This is a genomic window from Streptomyces sp. NBC_01092 (assembly GCF_045039535.1).
In the GTDB taxonomy this organism is placed as follows: Bacteria; Actinomycetota; Actinomycetes; order Streptomycetales; family Streptomycetaceae; genus Streptomyces.
The window spans coordinates 10,085,571-10,102,037 of record NZ_CP108659.1; the positions used below are offsets into that span (position 1 = coordinate 10,085,571).

Below are 16,467 nucleotides of genomic sequence, written 5' to 3' on the forward strand. Positions count from 1 at the left end.
TCCGGCCAACCGGCGCAACCCCGAGGTGCACAGGCCCCTCATAGAGGTCGAACCACCTCGGGTTCGCGGAGAGGAGCACCTGTTGGCCCGTCAGTTGTCCCGTCGACAGTTCGTGGTCTTTTCGCTCGCGGCGACCACCCTGACCGTCGCGGCACCCCTCGGTTGCGACGGTTCGACCGCCGAGGGCGCCGAGAAGGCCTCGGACGGCGCACGCCGCCCGTCCGACGTCCTGGTCACCGGCACCGACTCGGAGATGCTGGTCCTGGAGGTCACCCCGGCCAACAAGGTCGTCGTCCGGCTGCCGCGCGTCGAGGTCGGCCAGGGCGTCACCACCGCCGTCGCCATGATGATCGCCGAGGAACTGGACGCCCGGCTCGCCGACGTCGAGATCCCGCTCGCGGAGGCCCGCAACCAGGGCAACCAGTACACCGGCGGCTCCAGTTCGATCAGTTCGCTGTACGGCCCGGCCCGGCAGCTGGCCGCCACCGCCCGCGCCAAGCTGGTGACCGCGGCTGCCCGCCGCTGGCACGTCCCCGCGCGGACCCTGCGCACCCGGGGCACCCGGGTCATCGCACCGGACGGCCGCATGGCCACCTTCGGATCGCTGACCAGAAGCGCCGCCCCGATCACCAGACCCACTGTGCCGACCACGCCCAAACCGGCGTCCCAGCACCGGGTGATCGGCCGGCCGACGAACCGCATCGACGCCCGCGACATCGTCACCGGCAAAGCCAGGTACACCGGGGACCTGGCGGTGGCCGGGGCGAAGCCGACGGTCGTGGCCCGGCCGCCGACCCTCGGCGGAAAGGTCGTCTCGGTCGACTCCGCGGCCGCCCGTGCCATGCCCGGGGTGCACGCGGTCGTTCAGTTCGGCGGCGGTGTCGCCGTGGTCGCGGAGACCTTCCACCACGCCTTCCAGGCCCGCGACGCCCTGCGCGTCAAGTGGGCGCCGGGACCGCTGGCGAGCCTGTCCGACCCCCAGATCCGCTCCCGGCTGCGCGCCGCCGTCCCGAAGCTGGGGACCCCGCCGCGCGGATCGGCGCAGACCGAGGCCGAGTTCGAGTTCGCCTTCGTCAGCCACGCTCCGATGGAGGTCCTCACGGCCGTGGCGGACGTCCGGTCACAACGGGCCGAGATCTGGTTCTCCTCCCAGACCCCCACGTCCGCGCGGGAGGACATCGCCGCGACGATCGGCGTACCGGTGTCGAAGGTGCGGGTCCATGTGATGCGCGGCGGCGGCTCGTTCGGGCGGCGGCTGAACCACGACGCCGCGATGGAGGCTGCCGTCATCTCCAAGAAGGCGCGCCTGCCCGTGAAGCTGATGTGGAGCCGGACCGACGACATCCGGCACGGCCGGATGCGCCCCGCCTCCCACCACCGCGTCCGGGCCAGCCATGACCGGGGCAGGGTGGTGGCCTTCGCCCACTGCATGGCCTCGGTCAGCGAGTCCTTCGGCGAGCGCGGCCTCTCCGCACAGGGCGGCGCGCGCTCCGCGGTACGCGCCCCCGCGGCGGCCCCCCTCCCCAGCGAGAGCGGCCTGTACAACTTCGGCCGCCTCTCCGGCGACTCGGGCTCGGTCGAGCTGGCGATACCGCTGGGCGCCTGGCGCTCGGTGGACTCCGGCACCGTGCGCACCGCCGAGGAGATCGTCGTCGACGACGTCGCCCGCGCCCTCGGCCAGGACCCGGTCGCCTTCCGCCGTACGACACTGCGGAGCAAGACCGTCAAGGCCGTACTGGACAAGGTCGCGACCGCCGGACACTGGGGCCGGTCCCTGCCGCGCGGCCACGCCCAGGGCGTCGCCGTGCACGAGGAGTACGGCTCCAGCGTGGCCTGCCTCGTCGAGATCGACGCCGTCGATCCGAAGAACCCCCGGGTGACCAAGGTGGTGATGGCTGCCGACGTCGGTACGGCCGTCAATCCGCGCGGACTGCAGGCCCAGCTCATGGGCACCGCCGTCGACGGCATCTCCACCGTGCTGCGAGCCGGCCTGCACATCGACAAGGGCGCCGTCCGGGAGAGCAGCTTCGCCGACTTCCACTACGCCCGCGGGCGGCACTCCCCGCAGCACTTCGAGGCGCACATCCTGCCCTCCCGGCGCGAGCCCGGCGGAGCCGGTGAACTCGGCGTCCCAGCCGCGGCCGGCGCCGTCGCCAACGCCTACGCCCGGGCGACCGGCACCAAGCCCCGCCGCTTCCCCCTGAACTTCTGAGCCACCCATCGAGAAGGTACCGATGCCCTCCTACTCCTTCACCCTCAACGGGAAGCAGGTCACCGTCGAGGCCCCCGCCGACATGCCCCTGCTGTGGGTGCTGCGCGACCTGCTGAACGTCACCGGCCCCAAATACGGCTGCGGCATCGGCGCCTGCCGCGCCTGCACCAGCCACCTCGACGGCGACGAGATCCAGCCCTGCGTCGTCCCGGTCGCCGACTGCTCCGGCCGCGAGGTCACCACCATCGAGGGCCTCGCCGACGGCGACCGGCTGCACCCCGTGCAACAGGCCTGGCTCGACTGCGACGTCGCCCAGTGCGGCTTCTGCCAGCCGGGCCAGATCATGGCCACCGCCGCCCTGCTGAAGAAGACACCCCGGCCGACGGACGCCGACATCGACGGCATCGAGAACGTCTGCCGGTGCGGGACCTACTCCCGCATCCGCGAGGCGATCAAGAAGGCCGCCGCCAACAGCTGACCGGCGGCTTCGGTGAGGCCCGGGCCGCCGTACGCTGAGGGCCGTGCACAACAGCTTCGAGGGCCCCAGCGCCATGGCGGCATGGTGCACCGGACAGCCGGTGACCGGTGAACGCCGCCTGTCCGGAACGCTCGCCGAAGTCACCCTCGGCGACGGCCGAGTCGTGATGGTCAAGCGCGGCGAGCGTGACCGGGCCACATGGGCCGAGGCGGCCGGACTGCGCTGGCTGGCCGAGGCCGGCACCGTCCATGTCCCGGTCGTGCACGGCCGGAACGCGCGGTGGCTGGTCACCGACCGGGTGGTGACCAGCCGGCCCAGCGCCGGTGCGGCCGAGACGTTCGGCCGTGAGCTGGCGGCCCTGCACGCGTCCGGCGCACGCGCCTTCGGCGCCGGACCGCCAGGCGGCCCCGAGGACGCCTACATCGGGCTCGCCCCGATGCTCAACGCAACCGGCCCCGACTGGCCCCGCTGGTACGCCGAGCACCGGGTGCTGCCGTATCTGCGCCGAGCGGTCGACGACGGCACGGTCCGCGGCACCGAGGCGCCGTTGATCGAGCGGGTCTGCGAGCGGCTCCCCGAACTGGCCGGTCCCGCCGAACCGCCCGCCCGGCTGCACGGCGACCTGTGGAACGGCAACGTCCTGTGGGGCGCCGACGGCCACGCCTGGCTGATCGACCCGGCCGCGCACGGCGGGCACCGCGAGACCGACCTGGCCATGCTGCACCTCTTCGGCTGCCCCCACCTGGACCGGATCCTGGACGCCTACCACGAGGCGGCGCCCCTCGCCGACGGCTGGCCGGACCGGATCGGCCTGCACCAGTTGTTCCCGCTCCTCGTCCACACCGTGCTCTTCGGCCGCGGCTACGCCGAACAAGCCCTGGCGGCGGCCGAGTCGGCCCTGACGGGATGAGCCGTCGGCTGTCCGTAGCGGCGACTGCGCGTCCTCCTCACGGATGTGAAGGTCCTTCAGGACCGGCGACTCATTGCGTGCCGCCTACCGGACGGCCCGTGAACGCGTCCAGCAGGACCCGGTCGCCGAGCGGGCGGTCCAATTCGACCGTCACCTTCTTCGCCATCAGTTGGGCCGTGCAGAAGCCGTCCTTCGTTCCGACCATGTAGCCGGACAGCACCACACTGCCGTCCGTCTCCAGCACGTCCACGGCCGGTCCGTCGTCGCAGGCCCCGTGGTGGGCCCGCACGGTGACGGACCGACCGTCGGCGGCCACCCCGACCACCTGGCCCAGCTCCCACAGCTCGGAGCTGACGGAGCCGACCGGCCCGATCGGCGGCTTCGGCGACTTCGAGGGGCTGAGGGCGACGCGCTTGAGCGGGGTGTCGTAGCCCTCGATCGTGAACAGCCAGGCCGGGACGGTGGCCGGTCCGCGCCCGGTCGCCAGCGTCGTCTCGCCCAGCTTCGCCCCGGTCACCGTGAGGCGCGGCCCGGTGCTGTTGCTGCCGCCCAGCTTGTCGTACGCCGCCCGCGCACCCATGAGGGGGAGGGTGAGCGAGTCACCGTCCCGCCATGTCACCTTCGCGTCCTTGCGCGAGGTCTTGGGGAGGTCGCCGCGCAGGACGAAGTTCTGGGTGAGATACGCCTCCTTGTCGGCGTCGCTGTGGAAGGCGTCGTCGGGCAGTTGCACCGGGTCGCCCAGCGGGTAGTAGCCCGCGCGCCAGGTCTCGGCGGCCGCTGAACCGTCCCAGGCCTTCGCCACCTTGAGCGCACGGGGCCTGGTGTGCGGCGCGGGCTCGGATGCGGCGGCGCCTCCCGTGTCGGCGCTGCCGCATCCGGCGGTGAGCAGGCCGAGGACGACGAGCGAGATGGCGGTGCGGAAAGCGGTCGTACGCATGGATACCCCCGAGTGGACGGCGACGAGCCGGTCGGGACGGCGTCGGCGCGCCGCCCGACACTGTGACGCACGAAGCACGCGCCGGGTTCGGTCAGACCAGTGACTGCGTGCCGAGCACGGCGAGCAGCGCGAGGCGCTCGGCGTCCTCGGTGCCCGGTGCGGCCGTGTAGACCATCAGGCGCAGGTCGCTGCCCGCGACGGCGAGGATGTCGCAGTCCAGGGTGAGGGGACCGACCTGCGGATGGTCGATGATCTTGTGCCCGGCCTCGTGGCGACCGACCGTGCCCGTCTCCCACAGTTCGGCGAAGCGCGGGCTGTGAGCGCTCAACTCCGCAATCAGGCGGCGCAGTTGAGGGTCCGAGGGATACCGGCTCGCGGTGGCGCGCAGGTCGGCGACGATCCCCGCCTCGAACGCCCGCCGCTCCTGCGGGGTCTGCCGCGCCCGGCTGCGGGGGCCGAGGAAGGCCCGCCACACACCGTTGCGTTCGAAGCCGTGCCATCCGGAGGGGTCGCCCATGAGCGCGCTGTAGTGGGGATTGGCCGTGAGCAGGGTCCAGGCCGCGTCGTAGACCCCGACGGGTGTGCCGTTCAGCCGGTCCAGCAGGCGCTGCACACTCGGGGTGATGTAGGCCGGGACCGTGTCCGGGCCGGGCGGTGCCAGGCCGGCCAGCCGGAACAGGTGCGCCCGCTCGTCCCCCGAGAGCCGCACCGCCCGGGCCAGGGCCTCGACGATCTGCCCGGACGGACTGCTCGCCCGGCCCTGTTCGAGGCGCGTGACGTAGTCGACCGAGATCCCGGCCAGCAGCGCGAGCTCCTCGCGCCGCAGCCCGGCCGCACGCCGATGCCCTCCCGCGGGCAGACCCGCCGACTCGGGTGCGACCCGGTCCCGCCAGCGGCGCAGGGCCTGTCCCAGTTCCGTCGCCGTCATGCCCCCAGTGAACACCGTGGGGCACCTGTGTGCCTGGTACCCGCAGTCCCAGGAAGACGGGACGGCTGGCTGACTCCCGCGCCGCGCAGGACGCTCGAGGCATGACGACCACACTCATCACCGGAGCGAACAAGGGACTCGGCTTCGAGACCGCCCGGCGGCTCACCGAAGCGGGTCACACCGTCTACATCGGCGCCCGGGACGCCGAGCGCGGCCGGCGCGCCGCCGAACAGCTCGGCGCCCGGTTCGTCCAGCTCGACGTCACCGACGATGCCTCCGTCCAGGCAGCCGCGAAGGCCGTCGAGGCCGAGGGCGGGCTCGACGTACTGATCAACAACGCCGGAATCGAGGTGCGGGGCGAGAACAACGGCATCCCGGCCGCCGCGGACACCACGGCCGACGAGATGCGCACGGTCTTCGAGACGAACGTCTTCGGTGTCGTCCGCGTCATCCACGCCTTCCTGCCGCTACTCCAGCGGTCCGAGGCCCCCGTCGTGGTGAACGTCAGCAGTGGCCTTGCCTCGCTGGCCACGCTGTCCGACCCGGACTCGCCGGCCCACTTCTACCAAGCCATCGCGTACCCGACCTCGAAGACCGCGGTCAACATGATCACCGTGCAGTACGCGAAGGCGTTCCCGCAGATGCGGATCAACGCCGTCGAACCCGGCTTCACCGCCACCGACCTCAACGGACGCACGGGCACCCAGACCGTCGCGGAAGGCGCCGAGATCATCGTCCGGATGGCACAGGTCGGCCCCGGCGGCCCGACCGGCGGCTATGTCGACGTGAACGGGGCACTGCCCTGGTGACGCCGATCCCGGAGGGGCCCCTCAGATGACGGCGTCGGCGCGCAGGGCCTCGATCTCCTCGCCGCTGCGGCCGAGTTCGGTGAGGATCGCCTCGGTGTGTTCGCCCACCGCGGGCACCGGGTCCATGCGCGCGGGCACTCCCGCGAGGTTGGCCGGCGGCAGCAGGGCCTGCACCGTCGCGCCACCGGGCACCGCCACGTCGCGCCAGCGGTCACGGCCGGCCAGCACCGGGTGGTCGAGGAACGCGGCGACGTCGTTGACGCCGGCGCAGGCGATGCCGATGGACTCCAGATCCTTGAGGACCTCCTCGGCGTCGGCGCGGGCGCAGCGCTCGGCGACGACCGCGTTGAGCTCGTCGCGATGGGCGACCCGGGCCGAGCCGGTGGCGAAACGCGGATCGTCGGTCAGGTCGGCCCGGCCGAGGAACTGCGCGCACAGCACGGCCCACTCCCGCTCGTTCTGGATGGAGAACAGCACCTCCTTGCCGTCGGCGGCCGTGAAGGCGCCGTACGGAGCGATGGTCGGGTGCTGGGTGCCCAGGCGCGGGGGCTGAACGCCGCCATGGCGGGCGTAGTAGGCGGGCTGGCCCATCCACTCGGCCAGCGCCTCGAACAGGGACACCTCCACCGGGTGGGCCGTGCCCGTGGTGGCCCGCGTGTACAGAGCGGTGAGGATGCCGCTGTAGGCGTACATCCCGGCGGCGATGTCGGCGACGGAGATGCCGACGCGCGCGGTCTCCTCGGGGGTCCCCGTCAGCGACACCAGCCCGGTCTGGCACTGCACCAGCAGGTCGTACGACTTCCGCTCGGCCCACGGCCCGGACGTGCCGTACCCGGAGATCGTGCACGGGATCAGCCGCGGCCACCGCTCACCGAGCGCCTCGACACCCAGGCCGAGACGGTCGGCGGCGCCCGGCGCCAGGTTCTGCACGAACACGTCGGCGGTGTCGAGGAGGCCGTGCAGGATCTCCTGGCCCCGCGGCGCCTTCAGATTCAGCGTGAGGGATTCCTTCGACCGGTTGAGCCAGACGAAATAGCTGGACTGCCCGTGCACGGTCGTGTCGTACCGGCGGGCGAAGTCCCCGTCCCCCGGCCGCTCCACCTTGATCACCCGCGCCCCGAGATCGGCGAGCTGCCTGGTGGCATACGGGGCGGCCACGGCCTGCTCGATGCTGACGACGGTGATGCCGGACAGGGGAAGACGGGACGCGTTCATGGGCCATTCGTACGGCCCGAAGAGAGATCGCGTCAACGGCGCCCAAGGGAAGTGATGGCCGAGCGGCCCGGATGGAACCGGATGGAACCGGATGGAAGAGGCAGAGGTTGATCAGGCGGACACACCGGGGGTGTCCCCGGCAGCACGGGGTTTGCGGTCGGGAACCGTGGCCGGTCGGGTCGCGTCTCTTTCCGGGACCATGGAAGGAGCCCCATGACCATCGACCCGCCCCGCCCGTCCGGGCCACCGCCCGCGACCGGCGGGCCGCGGCCAGCGGGCGACCCGCCGCGGCCGTACGCGCCGCTGTGGCGACGGCTGCGTGAGGACGAATGGCCGCCGCTGGGTGAGGTGTTGCGGGGACGGCGGGAGGGGGTGTCCCCCTGGGTGTTGCTGGTGCTGGTCCTCCCATGCCTGTGGTGGCTGACCGTGCCGCTGATGGTCGGCTACCAACTGGCCCGTACGGCCCGCCGTCTGGCGCGCCGGGTCTTCCCCGTACGCTCGGCAGGGCAGGTCGAGGATCCCGCGGTGTTCCGGGTGCAGCGGGTGCGGGCCTGGACGGCCCTCGTCATGACGGGGGTGCTGCTGGCCGCATACGGAGGCTGGCAGGAATTGCCGTCAGAGCTCATGCAGCAGCTGCTGTTCGCGCCCTGGCTGGCGTTGCTGATCGCGGCGGTGATGGTGGGGCTGCTCTTCTTGGTGGCCAGGAACGGGACGCGGCGGGCCATGCGGACGCAGCTGTGGCCGGCCGGCCGGTCGGCCCTGTTGTACTTCGGCGCGTGGATGCTGGTGCCGGTGCTGTTCATTGCAGGGGGCGAGGGGATGGACCTGCTGCCCAGCGGCGCGAACGGGCTGTTTCTCTGGGCGTCCGTGATGTTCCTGTGCTGGGCGCCGTTCTGGTGGGTGATCTTCTTCCTCTGCTTCGCCTCCGGTCCGGCACTGCGTTACGCCTTCAACCTGTCCGCCCTGCACCCGGCGCTGCCCGCGCTCGTCACCACTGTCCTGGTCTGGGTGCTCGCCTTCGTCAGCCTGTCGTCGGGCGGCATGCCACCGGGCCCGGTGCCGCTCGCCGTCTGCGCGTTCCTCGGCGGCCCGGTGTCGGTGACGGCATTGGCCTGGTGGGAGATCCACCGGCTGCGGCTGCGGCGGCTGCACGGGATGCGGTGGCGGGGTTAGGGCTGTTGCGAGAGGCTGCGATCAACCATCAGCGGCGGGTTTCGATCCTCAGGTCACCTGCGGTCACCTTGCGGATGTGGTCACTGGCGAGCATGTCGTGCGGGAAGCCGAGTTCAATCGCACTGATCTCGTCGAGGTGGGCCAGTTGGGCGGCGGTGAAGTCGACATCCAAGGCGCCCAGATTGTCCTCCAGCTGCGCGGGGGTGCGGGCGCCGATGATCGGTGCCGTCACGCTCGGCTGCCGCAGGGTCCAGGCCAGCCCCACCTGGGCGGGTGTGCGGCCCAGCTCCGTGGCGACCTCCTTCACGACATCGGCAATGGCAAGGTTACGTTCGGTAAGCGTGCCCAAGGCGACGTTGAAGCTCTTGCGGGTGCCGTCGTCGGATGCGACGTCCGGCGCGGTCAGGTCGTCGCGGCTGTACTTGCCGGTGAGCACCCCGCCGGCCAGCGGTGAATACGGGATCACACCCATCCCCATCTCGCGTGCCATGGGGATCAGGTCACGTTCCCCGGAACGCTCGATCAGGTTGTATCCGATCTGCAGCGCGACCAGCGGCGACCAGCCGCGCAGGTCGGCGATCGCCTGCATCCGCGACACCTGCCAGGCCGGGGCGTTGCAGATCGCCACGTACAAGATCTTGCCCTGCCGCACCAGATCGTCCATGCCGCGCAGGATCTCCTCTACCGGTGTCGTGAAATCCCACACGTGCAGGTAGAGCAGATCGATGTAGTCCGTATTGAGCTGTCGCAGACTCGCCTCCACCGAAGCGAACAGGCTCTTGCGGTGACTGCCGCCGGAGTTCGGGTCGCCGGGTCGGCGCAGCGTCGTGTATTTCGTTGCCAGCACCAGGCTTTCGCGGTTGTCGCGGGTGAATTCGCCCAGCAGCCGCTCAGAGCTGCCATTGGTGTAGGTGTTGGCGGTGTCGATGAAGTTGCCGCCTCGCTCGACGTAGAGGTCGAACAGCTTGCGTGCCTCGTCCTGCTCGGCGCCCCAGCCCCAATCGGTGCCGAAGGTCGCCGCGCCCAGCGCCAGTGGTGAGACCCGCAGTCCGGAGCGGCCCAGCAGCCGGTAGGTGTCGAGGGTGAGCGACATCGTTTTCTCCTGTGCTCGTGATCCGTTGTCGAGAACAAGGCTGTGACCGCCGCGAGCCGGGGGTAAGGGAAAGGGGTTCCTGGGAACGCCGGTCCTACCCTGGCTGTTGGAACGGACATGACGACCCACACCGTGGACACAACACAGGAGCTGGCCGCGTTCCTGCGGACCCGGCGCGAACGGCTGGACCCGCGCGATCTCGGTCTGCCGTCGCGTCGGCAGGCCCGGCGCACCCCGGGACTGCGCCGCGAAGAGGTCGCTGAACTGGCCGGGGTGAGCGTCGACTACATCGTGCGGCTGGAACAGGGGCGCGGGCTGCGGCCCTCAGCGGACGTGGTGGAGGCGCTGGCCCGTGCGCTGCGCCTGGCCCCCGTCGAACGCGCCTACCTCTTCAACCTGGCCCAGCAGCGCCCCCGCAATGCCGACAAGCCGGCCACCGCTGCAGCACCGCCGCTGGCCCGGCTGGTCGCCGATCTGTCGCCGCTGCCGGCCATGGTGGTGAACCACCGCTACGACATCCTGGCCTGGAACCGCGAAATGGCGAGGCTGCTTCTGGATTTCGACACCCTTCCTCCGTCACAGCGCAATGCGATGTGGCTGTGCCTGATGCATCCGGAGATGCGCGATTTCTATGTCGACCGGGAACGCGTCGTGCGGGAGGGGATCGCCCACCTGCGCGCTGCGTGGGCGGCGCATCCGGAGGATCGGGCGTTGACCGACCTCATTGCCGAATTCATCACTCGTGACGAGGAATTTGGGCGATTGTGGGCCGAGCGGGACATCAAGGTCAACGGCCGCGGGCACAAGGTAATGCGGCATCCCGAAGTCGGTGTGATCGCAGTGCATTTCGAAGTGCTTGTGCCGCTTCAAGATCCGAATCAGCGGTTGCTGATTTTCCGTGCCGCGGACGATGAGAGTCAGTCGGCATTGGACCGGTTGTGGGCACGATGAAGTCGAACCGTCCATTCGTGGACTGAGCCGAAGTGTGATTCTTGGGTTCGTCCACCCGGCTCTACAGGAAGGCGACCGCGCAGGCGTGGGATCGGCTGCACTCCGCGGCTGACCCGCCGGGCGGCCTGGACCGACTACAAGGGACCGCTGCCCGTCATCGAGGGCACCGTCATCCGCCTGACCGTTGAGAAACTGCCCTCCGGTGGAGTCAACAAGCCGGTCTGGCTGTGGTGGTCGTGGCTGGTGATTGCTGCTCACACCCAACTGCGGCTTGCCTGGCCTCTGGCGGTCGACCTTCGCCAGCCATGGGAGAAGAAGGCCGAGCCGCGCAGACTCACCCCAGCCCGGGTCCGCCGGGGGTTCCGAAACCTCCACGCGAAGAGCCCTTCACCAGCGAGTGCTCCGAAACCCTCCCGGCCAGGCCCGGGACGCCCGGCAGGCTCGTAGAACCGTCACTCAGCGGCACGCCACGACGTTGGACGCGTCCTGGCCACGGGGGAGGCTTACGCACGCCCCTCACACCACAGGCAGGGCACCCAACCACGACGCGCGGGGTGAACAACACAGCGAGGCCGAGGACCCTGCCGTCAACTCTCCTCAATCACGGGCATTGGGCCGCCATCCCCGTGCCAGTTCTGGAGGAAGCTCGGCTGCCGTGTCACATCCACCAGCTCGACGCGGCCGCCAATGCTGTCCAAGTGGTGGTACGCGAAGGGCCGGCCATAGGGGCAGCCAGAGAAGTCAACGGTGAAACCATCGTCCTCCAGCCGCTGAGAACCCTGCTGGACAGAGCTGGTCCAGTAGCCCAGATGGTCGAACCGGGCTCCTTGCGACGAGTCCCAGGGACTCCCTGCCGGCCCCTCGATCAGCTCGATGAACGGTGGCCCGCCGCGGGTGAAGGCGATGCGCAAGTCCCACTCGCCAAGCCGATCAGCTACAGGAGCACCCCACTCAGTTCCCACGGACCTCTCAAGGTCCTGCATAGCCCTCTCGATGTCCGGCACGACGAAGCACACATGGTAGAACGCAGTCATCAGCTCATGATCGACCAGATGCCGAAGCTATGTCTGCTGGTTTTCCGGGGCGGACGTTAAACGACAGGCCTATGAAGGTTGTCCCGCAACGATCGCGGAACCGAGCACGGAGCTGTCTGAAGGACTGGCGACGTGCTCAGCCGGTGGCTCGTGGAGTTTCCAGAGATCGGGCGAAGTCGGCGAGGGTGCGGAAGTCGTCCTCGCGCAGGCCGATTCGCGGGTTGACGTGGTGCAGAAGCCCAGGCCCGCGGTGGTGGGCGGTCACGTATGCCTGGTCCAGATCGCTCTGTTCGTCGTCCACCCAGGCGAAGGGACGGCCGTTGGCGTAGTCCACCAGGGGACTGGTCTTCCAGTGGACCCCGTCGGGGCGTTCATGAAACAAGGCGTCGCCGAAGTCGACGAAGGGGAGTTCGGGAAGGCCGAGTACCGGGGCGATCCACCGGTTGGCTTCGTCCATCCATGTGGTGGCCCAGCACGGCTCGTAGCCGAGTTGGAGCAGGTGCTGCCCGTGCTCTGGGTTGAGCCAGACCCGCAGGGGTCGCCGCCGGGCCGAGAGTCCTCTGCGTTCGTCTGGAGTTCCGCTGTCCTGGGGCACTCTGAGTGTGGTGTAGCCGTCAGGGCGCTTCTCCGGCTTGGCCGCATAGGGGTTGAGTGGCCCGTCCACGTCGAGGAACAGCAGTGGTCGGTTCACGATTCCCCCCGGTCCTGCTCAACACCGATTGCGCTGTGGAAGCGTAGCTGCAGCGATCGTCTCGGCGTCGGGCTGGTCTGATGTGATGCTCCCGGCGTGGTGGGCAAATTGGTCACCACGCTGCGGCGCGACGGAGCATGCGCGATCCGCCCGGGCCGGCCGTGGAGCCTGTCACTGGAAGACCGGGTGGAATCCGTGGCCAAGGCCGCCGTCGGCAACACCACGACGATCGCCGACGGCGTCTATCCGGGCCCCGGCCTGCTATGCCCCACTGGCGCCGTAAAGGCGAAGAACTCTCCGTCTGGAAGCAGGAACACAACAAGTTGCACAAACGGGTCCGTGCCCGCGTCGAGCATGTCTTCGCCCGCATGAAGTCCTGGAAGATCCTGCGCGACTGCCGTCTGCTGGATGAACGAGTGGGGCCGGACACGCCAGACCGTGTCTGCACCGACTCGAAGATCCGTTACGGGAGAAGCCTTAGAGGGTGTCTCACGTGGCAAGTTTCGCGAGCGTCTTGTAGCAGGTCAGGGCGCGACCATGGCCAGGCCTCGGCTCTGCCAGTCGTTGCGGACCACGTACGGGATCTTGAGACCACGAGCAGCCCGTGGCAGGCTCGTGCCGCATGATCGATGAATTCGCGAAGGACAACCTGCACCGGAGACTGCGGCGGGACCGCGAGGCGCTGCTCTGGAAACTCGACGGCTTGTCCGAATACGACGCCCGCCGGCCTCTGACAGCGACCGGGACCAACCTCCTCGGCCTGGTCAAGCACGTGGCCACCGTCGAGGCCAGGTACTTCGGCGAGGTCTTCGACCGCCCTTCCCCGGAACCGCTGTGCCGGTGGCAGGACTACGACGGCAACGACCAGTGGGCGACCGAGGAGGAGACCCGCGATCAGATCATCGGGTTCTACCGGCGCACGTGGGAACACTCGGACGCGACGATCAACGAGCTTCCCCTCGACGCCCCCGGCCACGTGCCGTGGTGGCCGGAGCCTTATCCCAACACGAACCTGTTCGCCGTCATGGTCCATGTCCTCGGCGAGTCCAACCGGCATACCGGGCACGCCGATATCCTGCGCGAGGGCCTCGACGGCCGGACCGGGGTGCGCGCCGAACACGAGCAGCAGATCGACGAGGAAGCCCGTGCGGCCTACTGCGCGAAGATCGAGCAGGCCGCCAGGTCGGCCGCACCCATTAAGGCTTAGAGGGTGTCTCACGTGACTTGATGTTCGTGCGGCATGCTGCCGGTCGTGGGTGCTGATCTATCGAAGCGTCTGGTTCCTGATGAACTCTGGGAGCCGGCCGCCCCGTTGCTGCCGGCGTTCGCTGCTCGTCCGCAAGGTGGTGGGACCGCTCCGTGTGACGAGCGGGCCGTGTTCACGGCAGTGGTGTACGCGCTGACCAGCGGCTGTTCCTGGCGGCATCTGCCCCCGACGTTCGGCACGTCGCCCGCCACCGCGCATCGCCGCTTCACGGTATGGACCGAGGCCGGCCTGTGGCGTCGGCTGCACCTGGCGGTGCTGGACGAACTCGGGGCCCGCGGCGAGGTGGACTGAACCTCGGCGATCGTCGACACGGCCTCCATTCGCGCCAAAAAGGGGGGATCGCTGACCGGGCCGAACTCGGTCGATCGCGGCAAGAAGGGCAGCAAGCTGAACGTGCTGTCCGATGCCCAGGGCATCCCGCTCGCCGTCGACGTGTCCGGCGCGAACATGCACGACAGCCTCGCCCTCAAGCCGCTCGTCCGCGGCATCCCCGCCGTCCGGTCCCGCCGGGGACCACGGCGGTGCCGTCGATGACGACTTGGTGATTGGTGGAGTACCGATAGTTCTTCGACTGCTCCGCGACGGTGTGATCGCGGGTGGGCACCAGGGTGCCGTCCACGATCAGTGCGGTGTCCTTCGCGAACCGCTTGCGGGGCTGGAGGGCGAACATCGGCCCGAGTCCGCCCCCTCTCGCCGTAAACCGTCACCAGCTTCGCGAACTGCCGCGGGCTCAGCCCGTGAACAGGGCTATCCAGTACGGCTCCGAAGTCGTGATCACACCAGCCACGCGAAGATCGCCCCAGGTGCCCACTGGCTCAACGACCTCGTGAAGCCCTAAACGGCACGCTCCTGAACGGGATCCGTGGACTCCGGGTGACCTGGACCGCTGGCCGCGGCAGCGCCACGTAGTGCCGCCTCGACTCGGCGGTTGCTGGTCATCGTCGCCGTGACGGCGGTCATGGTGAGGAGGAGGCCGGCGGCGGCGTAGAGCGGGGTGCGTACGTCGTACGTGGTGGCCAGCCAGCCGCCGAGGAAGGCGCCGAACGGGGCGGCGCACATGGCGAGCATGCGGGAGGTGGAGGCGACCCGGCCCATCAGGTGGGCCGGGACGATCGCCTGGCGCAGGGAGGGCCCGAGCACCATCGTGGCGCCCATGCCCGCCCCGCAAACGGCGAGCGCGAGCCCGGCCACGTACGGATTCGGGGCCGCGGCAAGGCTCAGGATGGCGAGCCCCTCGACCGCGGCCGTGCAGGTCAGCGCGGTGCCGGTGCCGAGTCGTCGGCCGAGGAAGGAGGCGATGCCCGCGCCGAGCAGGCCGCCGGTGGCCTCCGCCGTGAGGAGCAGGCCGTAACCGAAGGTGTCGATGCCGAGACGGTCGTGCGCGAAGAGGGCGAGTACGGTCTCCACGGCGAGGAAGGCGACGTTCCCGACCGCCGGACGGAGCGCGAGCCCGAGCAGCAACCGATCCCGGAAGACGTACGAGGCCCCGGCCCGCGCCTGCCGAAGCAGCGACTCGCGGGCCTCCGGCATGGGCTGGGGCGCGGCGGGCAACGACCGTACGAGCAGTGCGGAGAGCGCGAACGACACCGCGTCGGCGAGCAGCGGAACCGCCCGCCCGAGCGCGAGCAGGGCACTGCCCGCGGGCGGCCCCGCGAAGCCGGACATGGCGGTCTGGGCGCCGCGCAGGCGGGAGTTGGCGCGTTCCAGGAGTGCGGGGTCGCGGCCGAGCAGATCCGGCAGATAGGCCGTAGCGGCCGTGTCGAAGAAGAGTCCGCCGAGGCCGAGCAGGAAGGCGACGGCCGCGAGCAGCGGAATGCTCAGCACGTCGAGCGCGGCCGCTGCCGCCGGTATCGCGAGCAGCACCGCACGCGCCACGTCCGCGACCCACATCGTGCGCCGGCGGTCCCAGCGGTCCACCAGCGCACCGCCGAGCACCCCGAAGAGCAGCCACGGCAGCGTCCCAGCGGCCGTGACGACGGCGAGCGCCATCGGATCCCGTGTCAACGTCAACGCGAGCAGCGGCAGCGCGGCATGCATCACCCCGTCACCGAGCGAGGACACCGTCTGCGCGGTCCACAGCCGGCCGAACCCGGCCGACAACTTCCTTACACCCGAGGTCACTTGGCGTCCCCCTCGGCCTGCTCGCGCGGCGCCGGGTGGAACAGCGCGAAGACGAGCGACGCGTCCGGCAGCGACGGATCGGACAGCTCCCGGTACTCGTCCGCCAGTGCCTGCAGCCGCGCCCCGAGCTCCGCGAACTGCTCGTCGGTGAGCCGAAGATGCGCCATCCGTACGTGCCGCTCGCCATCCACCGGCGCCGCTTCCAGGTCCGCCACCGCATGCCGCATCAGCACATCCGGCCCTCCCGCGCCCGGATCCGGCAGCACGATCGCCCGCGCGGCCATCGCGTAGTACCGCTCGGTGACCCCCCGCACCTTCCGCGTCCGGACCACCTTCACCAGGCCGGCCCGCTCCAGCAGCCGCACGTGGTAGCTGGAACTCCCCTTCGCGAGGCCCACCCGCTCGGCGATCTGCGTAATCGTCGCGGGCTCGAAGCGGAGCACAGCCATGATCCGGTGACGCGTGAGATTGGAGACGGCGCGTAGCTGCTCGTCAGTGGTGACGTGGAACGTCTCGGGAAGATCATCGGTAGGCATGCGCCCAATGGTCAACGTTTCTTGACCATTGGGCAAGGGAGTTTTGCATGGGCTTCCGGAATCGGCTGTTCAGCCCATGAGTTTCTGAAGATCGCCGGGCAGGGGGCAGGGG

At 70.2% G+C, this 16,467-nt stretch carries 17 protein-coding genes and 3 pseudogenes; 11 read left to right on the forward strand and 9 right to left on the reverse strand.

Going from position 1 to position 16,467, the window contains the following annotated elements; translation table 11 throughout:
• Positions 1-112 precede the first annotated feature (112 nt).
• The 3 genes from OG254_RS44775 to OG254_RS44785 all read left to right on the forward strand — a co-directional run bounded on the left by OG254_RS44775 (position 113) and on the right by OG254_RS44785 (position 3,600).
• Entirely contained in the window at positions 113-2,212 is a 2,100-nt protein-coding gene (locus OG254_RS44775) for a molybdopterin cofactor-binding domain-containing protein (protein WP_405595573.1), read from the forward strand.
• A 22-nt stretch (positions 2,213-2,234) separates the two neighbouring features.
• Positions 2,235-2,690 carry a (2Fe-2S)-binding protein gene (locus OG254_RS44780; RefSeq protein WP_351198577.1) on the forward strand — a complete coding sequence of 152 codons (456 nt, stop codon included), beginning with the start codon at positions 2,235-2,237 and terminating at the stop codon, positions 2,688-2,690.
• Positions 2,691-2,763: 73 nt separating this feature from the next.
• Positions 2,764-3,600: a fructosamine kinase family protein gene (locus OG254_RS44785; RefSeq protein WP_405595575.1), complete on the forward strand. Its 837-nt coding sequence runs from the start codon at positions 2,764-2,766 to the stop codon at positions 3,598-3,600.
• A gap of 70 nt (positions 3,601-3,670) precedes the next feature.
• Here OG254_RS44785 and OG254_RS44790 read toward each other — a convergent pair whose 3' ends face one another.
• On the reverse strand, positions 3,671-4,537 hold the full coding sequence (locus OG254_RS44790; RefSeq protein ID WP_405593495.1) for a hypothetical protein: 867 nt from the start codon (positions 4,535-4,537) through the stop codon (positions 3,671-3,673).
• A gap of 91 nt (positions 4,538-4,628) precedes the next feature.
• Positions 4,629-5,465, reverse strand: coding sequence for a helix-turn-helix transcriptional regulator (locus tag OG254_RS44795; RefSeq protein ID WP_405593496.1), 837 nt, complete (start codon positions 5,463-5,465; stop codon positions 4,629-4,631).
• A 101-nt stretch (positions 5,466-5,566) separates the two neighbouring features.
• Between OG254_RS44795 and OG254_RS44800 the strand changes: the two genes are divergently transcribed.
• Complete coding sequence (locus tag OG254_RS44800) at positions 5,567-6,274, forward strand: SDR family NAD(P)-dependent oxidoreductase (protein ID WP_405593497.1); 708 nt, start codon at positions 5,567-5,569, stop codon at positions 6,272-6,274.
• 21 nt (positions 6,275-6,295) lie between these two features.
• On the opposite strand, the gene OG254_RS44805 is transcribed toward OG254_RS44800, so the two are convergent.
• A complete protein-coding gene (locus OG254_RS44805) occupies positions 6,296-7,489 on the reverse strand; it encodes a CaiB/BaiF CoA transferase family protein (RefSeq protein ID WP_405593498.1) in 1,194 nt (397 codons plus the stop codon).
• A 213-nt stretch (positions 7,490-7,702) separates the two neighbouring features.
• Between OG254_RS44805 and OG254_RS44810 the strand changes: the two genes are divergently transcribed.
• Positions 7,703-8,662, forward strand: coding sequence for a hypothetical protein (locus tag OG254_RS44810; RefSeq protein WP_405593499.1), 960 nt, complete (start codon positions 7,703-7,705; stop codon positions 8,660-8,662).
• 28 nt (positions 8,663-8,690) lie between these two features.
• Here OG254_RS44810 and OG254_RS44815 read toward each other — a convergent pair whose 3' ends face one another.
• The gene (locus OG254_RS44815; RefSeq protein WP_405593500.1) at positions 8,691-9,755 is read right to left on the reverse strand and encodes an aldo/keto reductase; all 1,065 of its coding nucleotides are present in this window, start codon (positions 9,753-9,755) and stop codon (positions 8,691-8,693) included.
• 117 nt (positions 9,756-9,872) lie between these two features.
• Between OG254_RS44815 and OG254_RS44820 the strand changes: the two genes are divergently transcribed.
• Both OG254_RS44820 and OG254_RS44825 read left to right on the forward strand, forming a co-directional pair.
• Positions 9,873-10,706 (forward strand): helix-turn-helix transcriptional regulator, encoded by an 834-nt coding sequence (locus tag OG254_RS44820; protein ID WP_405593501.1) that lies wholly within the window; start codon positions 9,873-9,875, stop codon positions 10,704-10,706.
• A 47-nt stretch (positions 10,707-10,753) separates the two neighbouring features.
• Positions 10,754-11,264: pseudogene (locus tag OG254_RS44825) on the forward strand (transposase); the annotation flags it as partial.
• A gap of 29 nt (positions 11,265-11,293) precedes the next feature.
• Here OG254_RS44825 and OG254_RS44830 read toward each other — a convergent pair.
• Together OG254_RS44830 and OG254_RS44835 are read right to left on the reverse strand one after the other, a co-directional pair.
• Positions 11,294-11,740, reverse strand: coding sequence for a VOC family protein (locus OG254_RS44830; protein WP_405593502.1), 447 nt, complete (start codon positions 11,738-11,740; stop codon positions 11,294-11,296).
• 136 nt (positions 11,741-11,876) lie between these two features.
• Positions 11,877-12,431: a hypothetical protein gene (locus tag OG254_RS44835; RefSeq protein ID WP_405593503.1), complete on the reverse strand. Its 555-nt coding sequence runs from the start codon at positions 12,429-12,431 to the stop codon at positions 11,877-11,879.
• Between the two features lie 153 nt (positions 12,432-12,584).
• On the opposite strand from OG254_RS44835, the pseudogene OG254_RS44840 reads away from it, so the two are divergent.
• From OG254_RS44840 to OG254_RS44855, 4 genes and pseudogenes are all read left to right on the forward strand, one after another.
• A pseudogene (locus OG254_RS44840) lies at positions 12,585-12,850 on the forward strand (transposase family protein); the annotation flags it as partial.
• 203 nt (positions 12,851-13,053) lie between these two features.
• Positions 13,054-13,638 (forward strand): DinB family protein, encoded by a 585-nt coding sequence (locus OG254_RS44845; RefSeq protein ID WP_405593504.1) that lies wholly within the window; start codon positions 13,054-13,056, stop codon positions 13,636-13,638.
• A gap of 33 nt (positions 13,639-13,671) precedes the next feature.
• Positions 13,672-13,989, forward strand: a complete 318-nt coding sequence (locus OG254_RS44850; protein ID WP_405593505.1) for a transposase — start codon at positions 13,672-13,674, stop codon at positions 13,987-13,989.
• Positions 13,990-14,040: 51 nt separating this feature from the next.
• A complete protein-coding gene (locus OG254_RS44855) occupies positions 14,041-14,232 on the forward strand; it encodes a transposase (RefSeq protein WP_405595578.1) in 192 nt (63 codons plus the stop codon).
• On the opposite strand, the pseudogene OG254_RS44860 reads toward OG254_RS44855, so the two are convergent.
• The 3 genes and pseudogenes from OG254_RS44860 to OG254_RS44870 all read right to left on the reverse strand — a co-directional run.
• Positions 14,225-14,485: pseudogene (locus OG254_RS44860) on the reverse strand (IS5/IS1182 family transposase); the annotation flags it as partial. The gene OG254_RS44855 and the pseudogene OG254_RS44860 overlap by 8 nt on opposite strands.
• A 47-nt stretch (positions 14,486-14,532) precedes the next feature.
• Positions 14,533-15,819 (reverse strand): MFS transporter, encoded by a 1,287-nt coding sequence (locus tag OG254_RS44865; protein ID WP_405593506.1) that lies wholly within the window; start codon positions 15,817-15,819, stop codon positions 14,533-14,535.
• On the reverse strand, positions 15,816-16,355 hold the full coding sequence (locus OG254_RS44870; protein WP_405593508.1) for an ArsR/SmtB family transcription factor: 540 nt from the start codon (positions 16,353-16,355) through the stop codon (positions 15,816-15,818). The genes OG254_RS44865 and OG254_RS44870 overlap by 4 nt, the downstream gene beginning before the upstream one ends.
• Positions 16,356-16,467 lie beyond the last annotated feature (112 nt).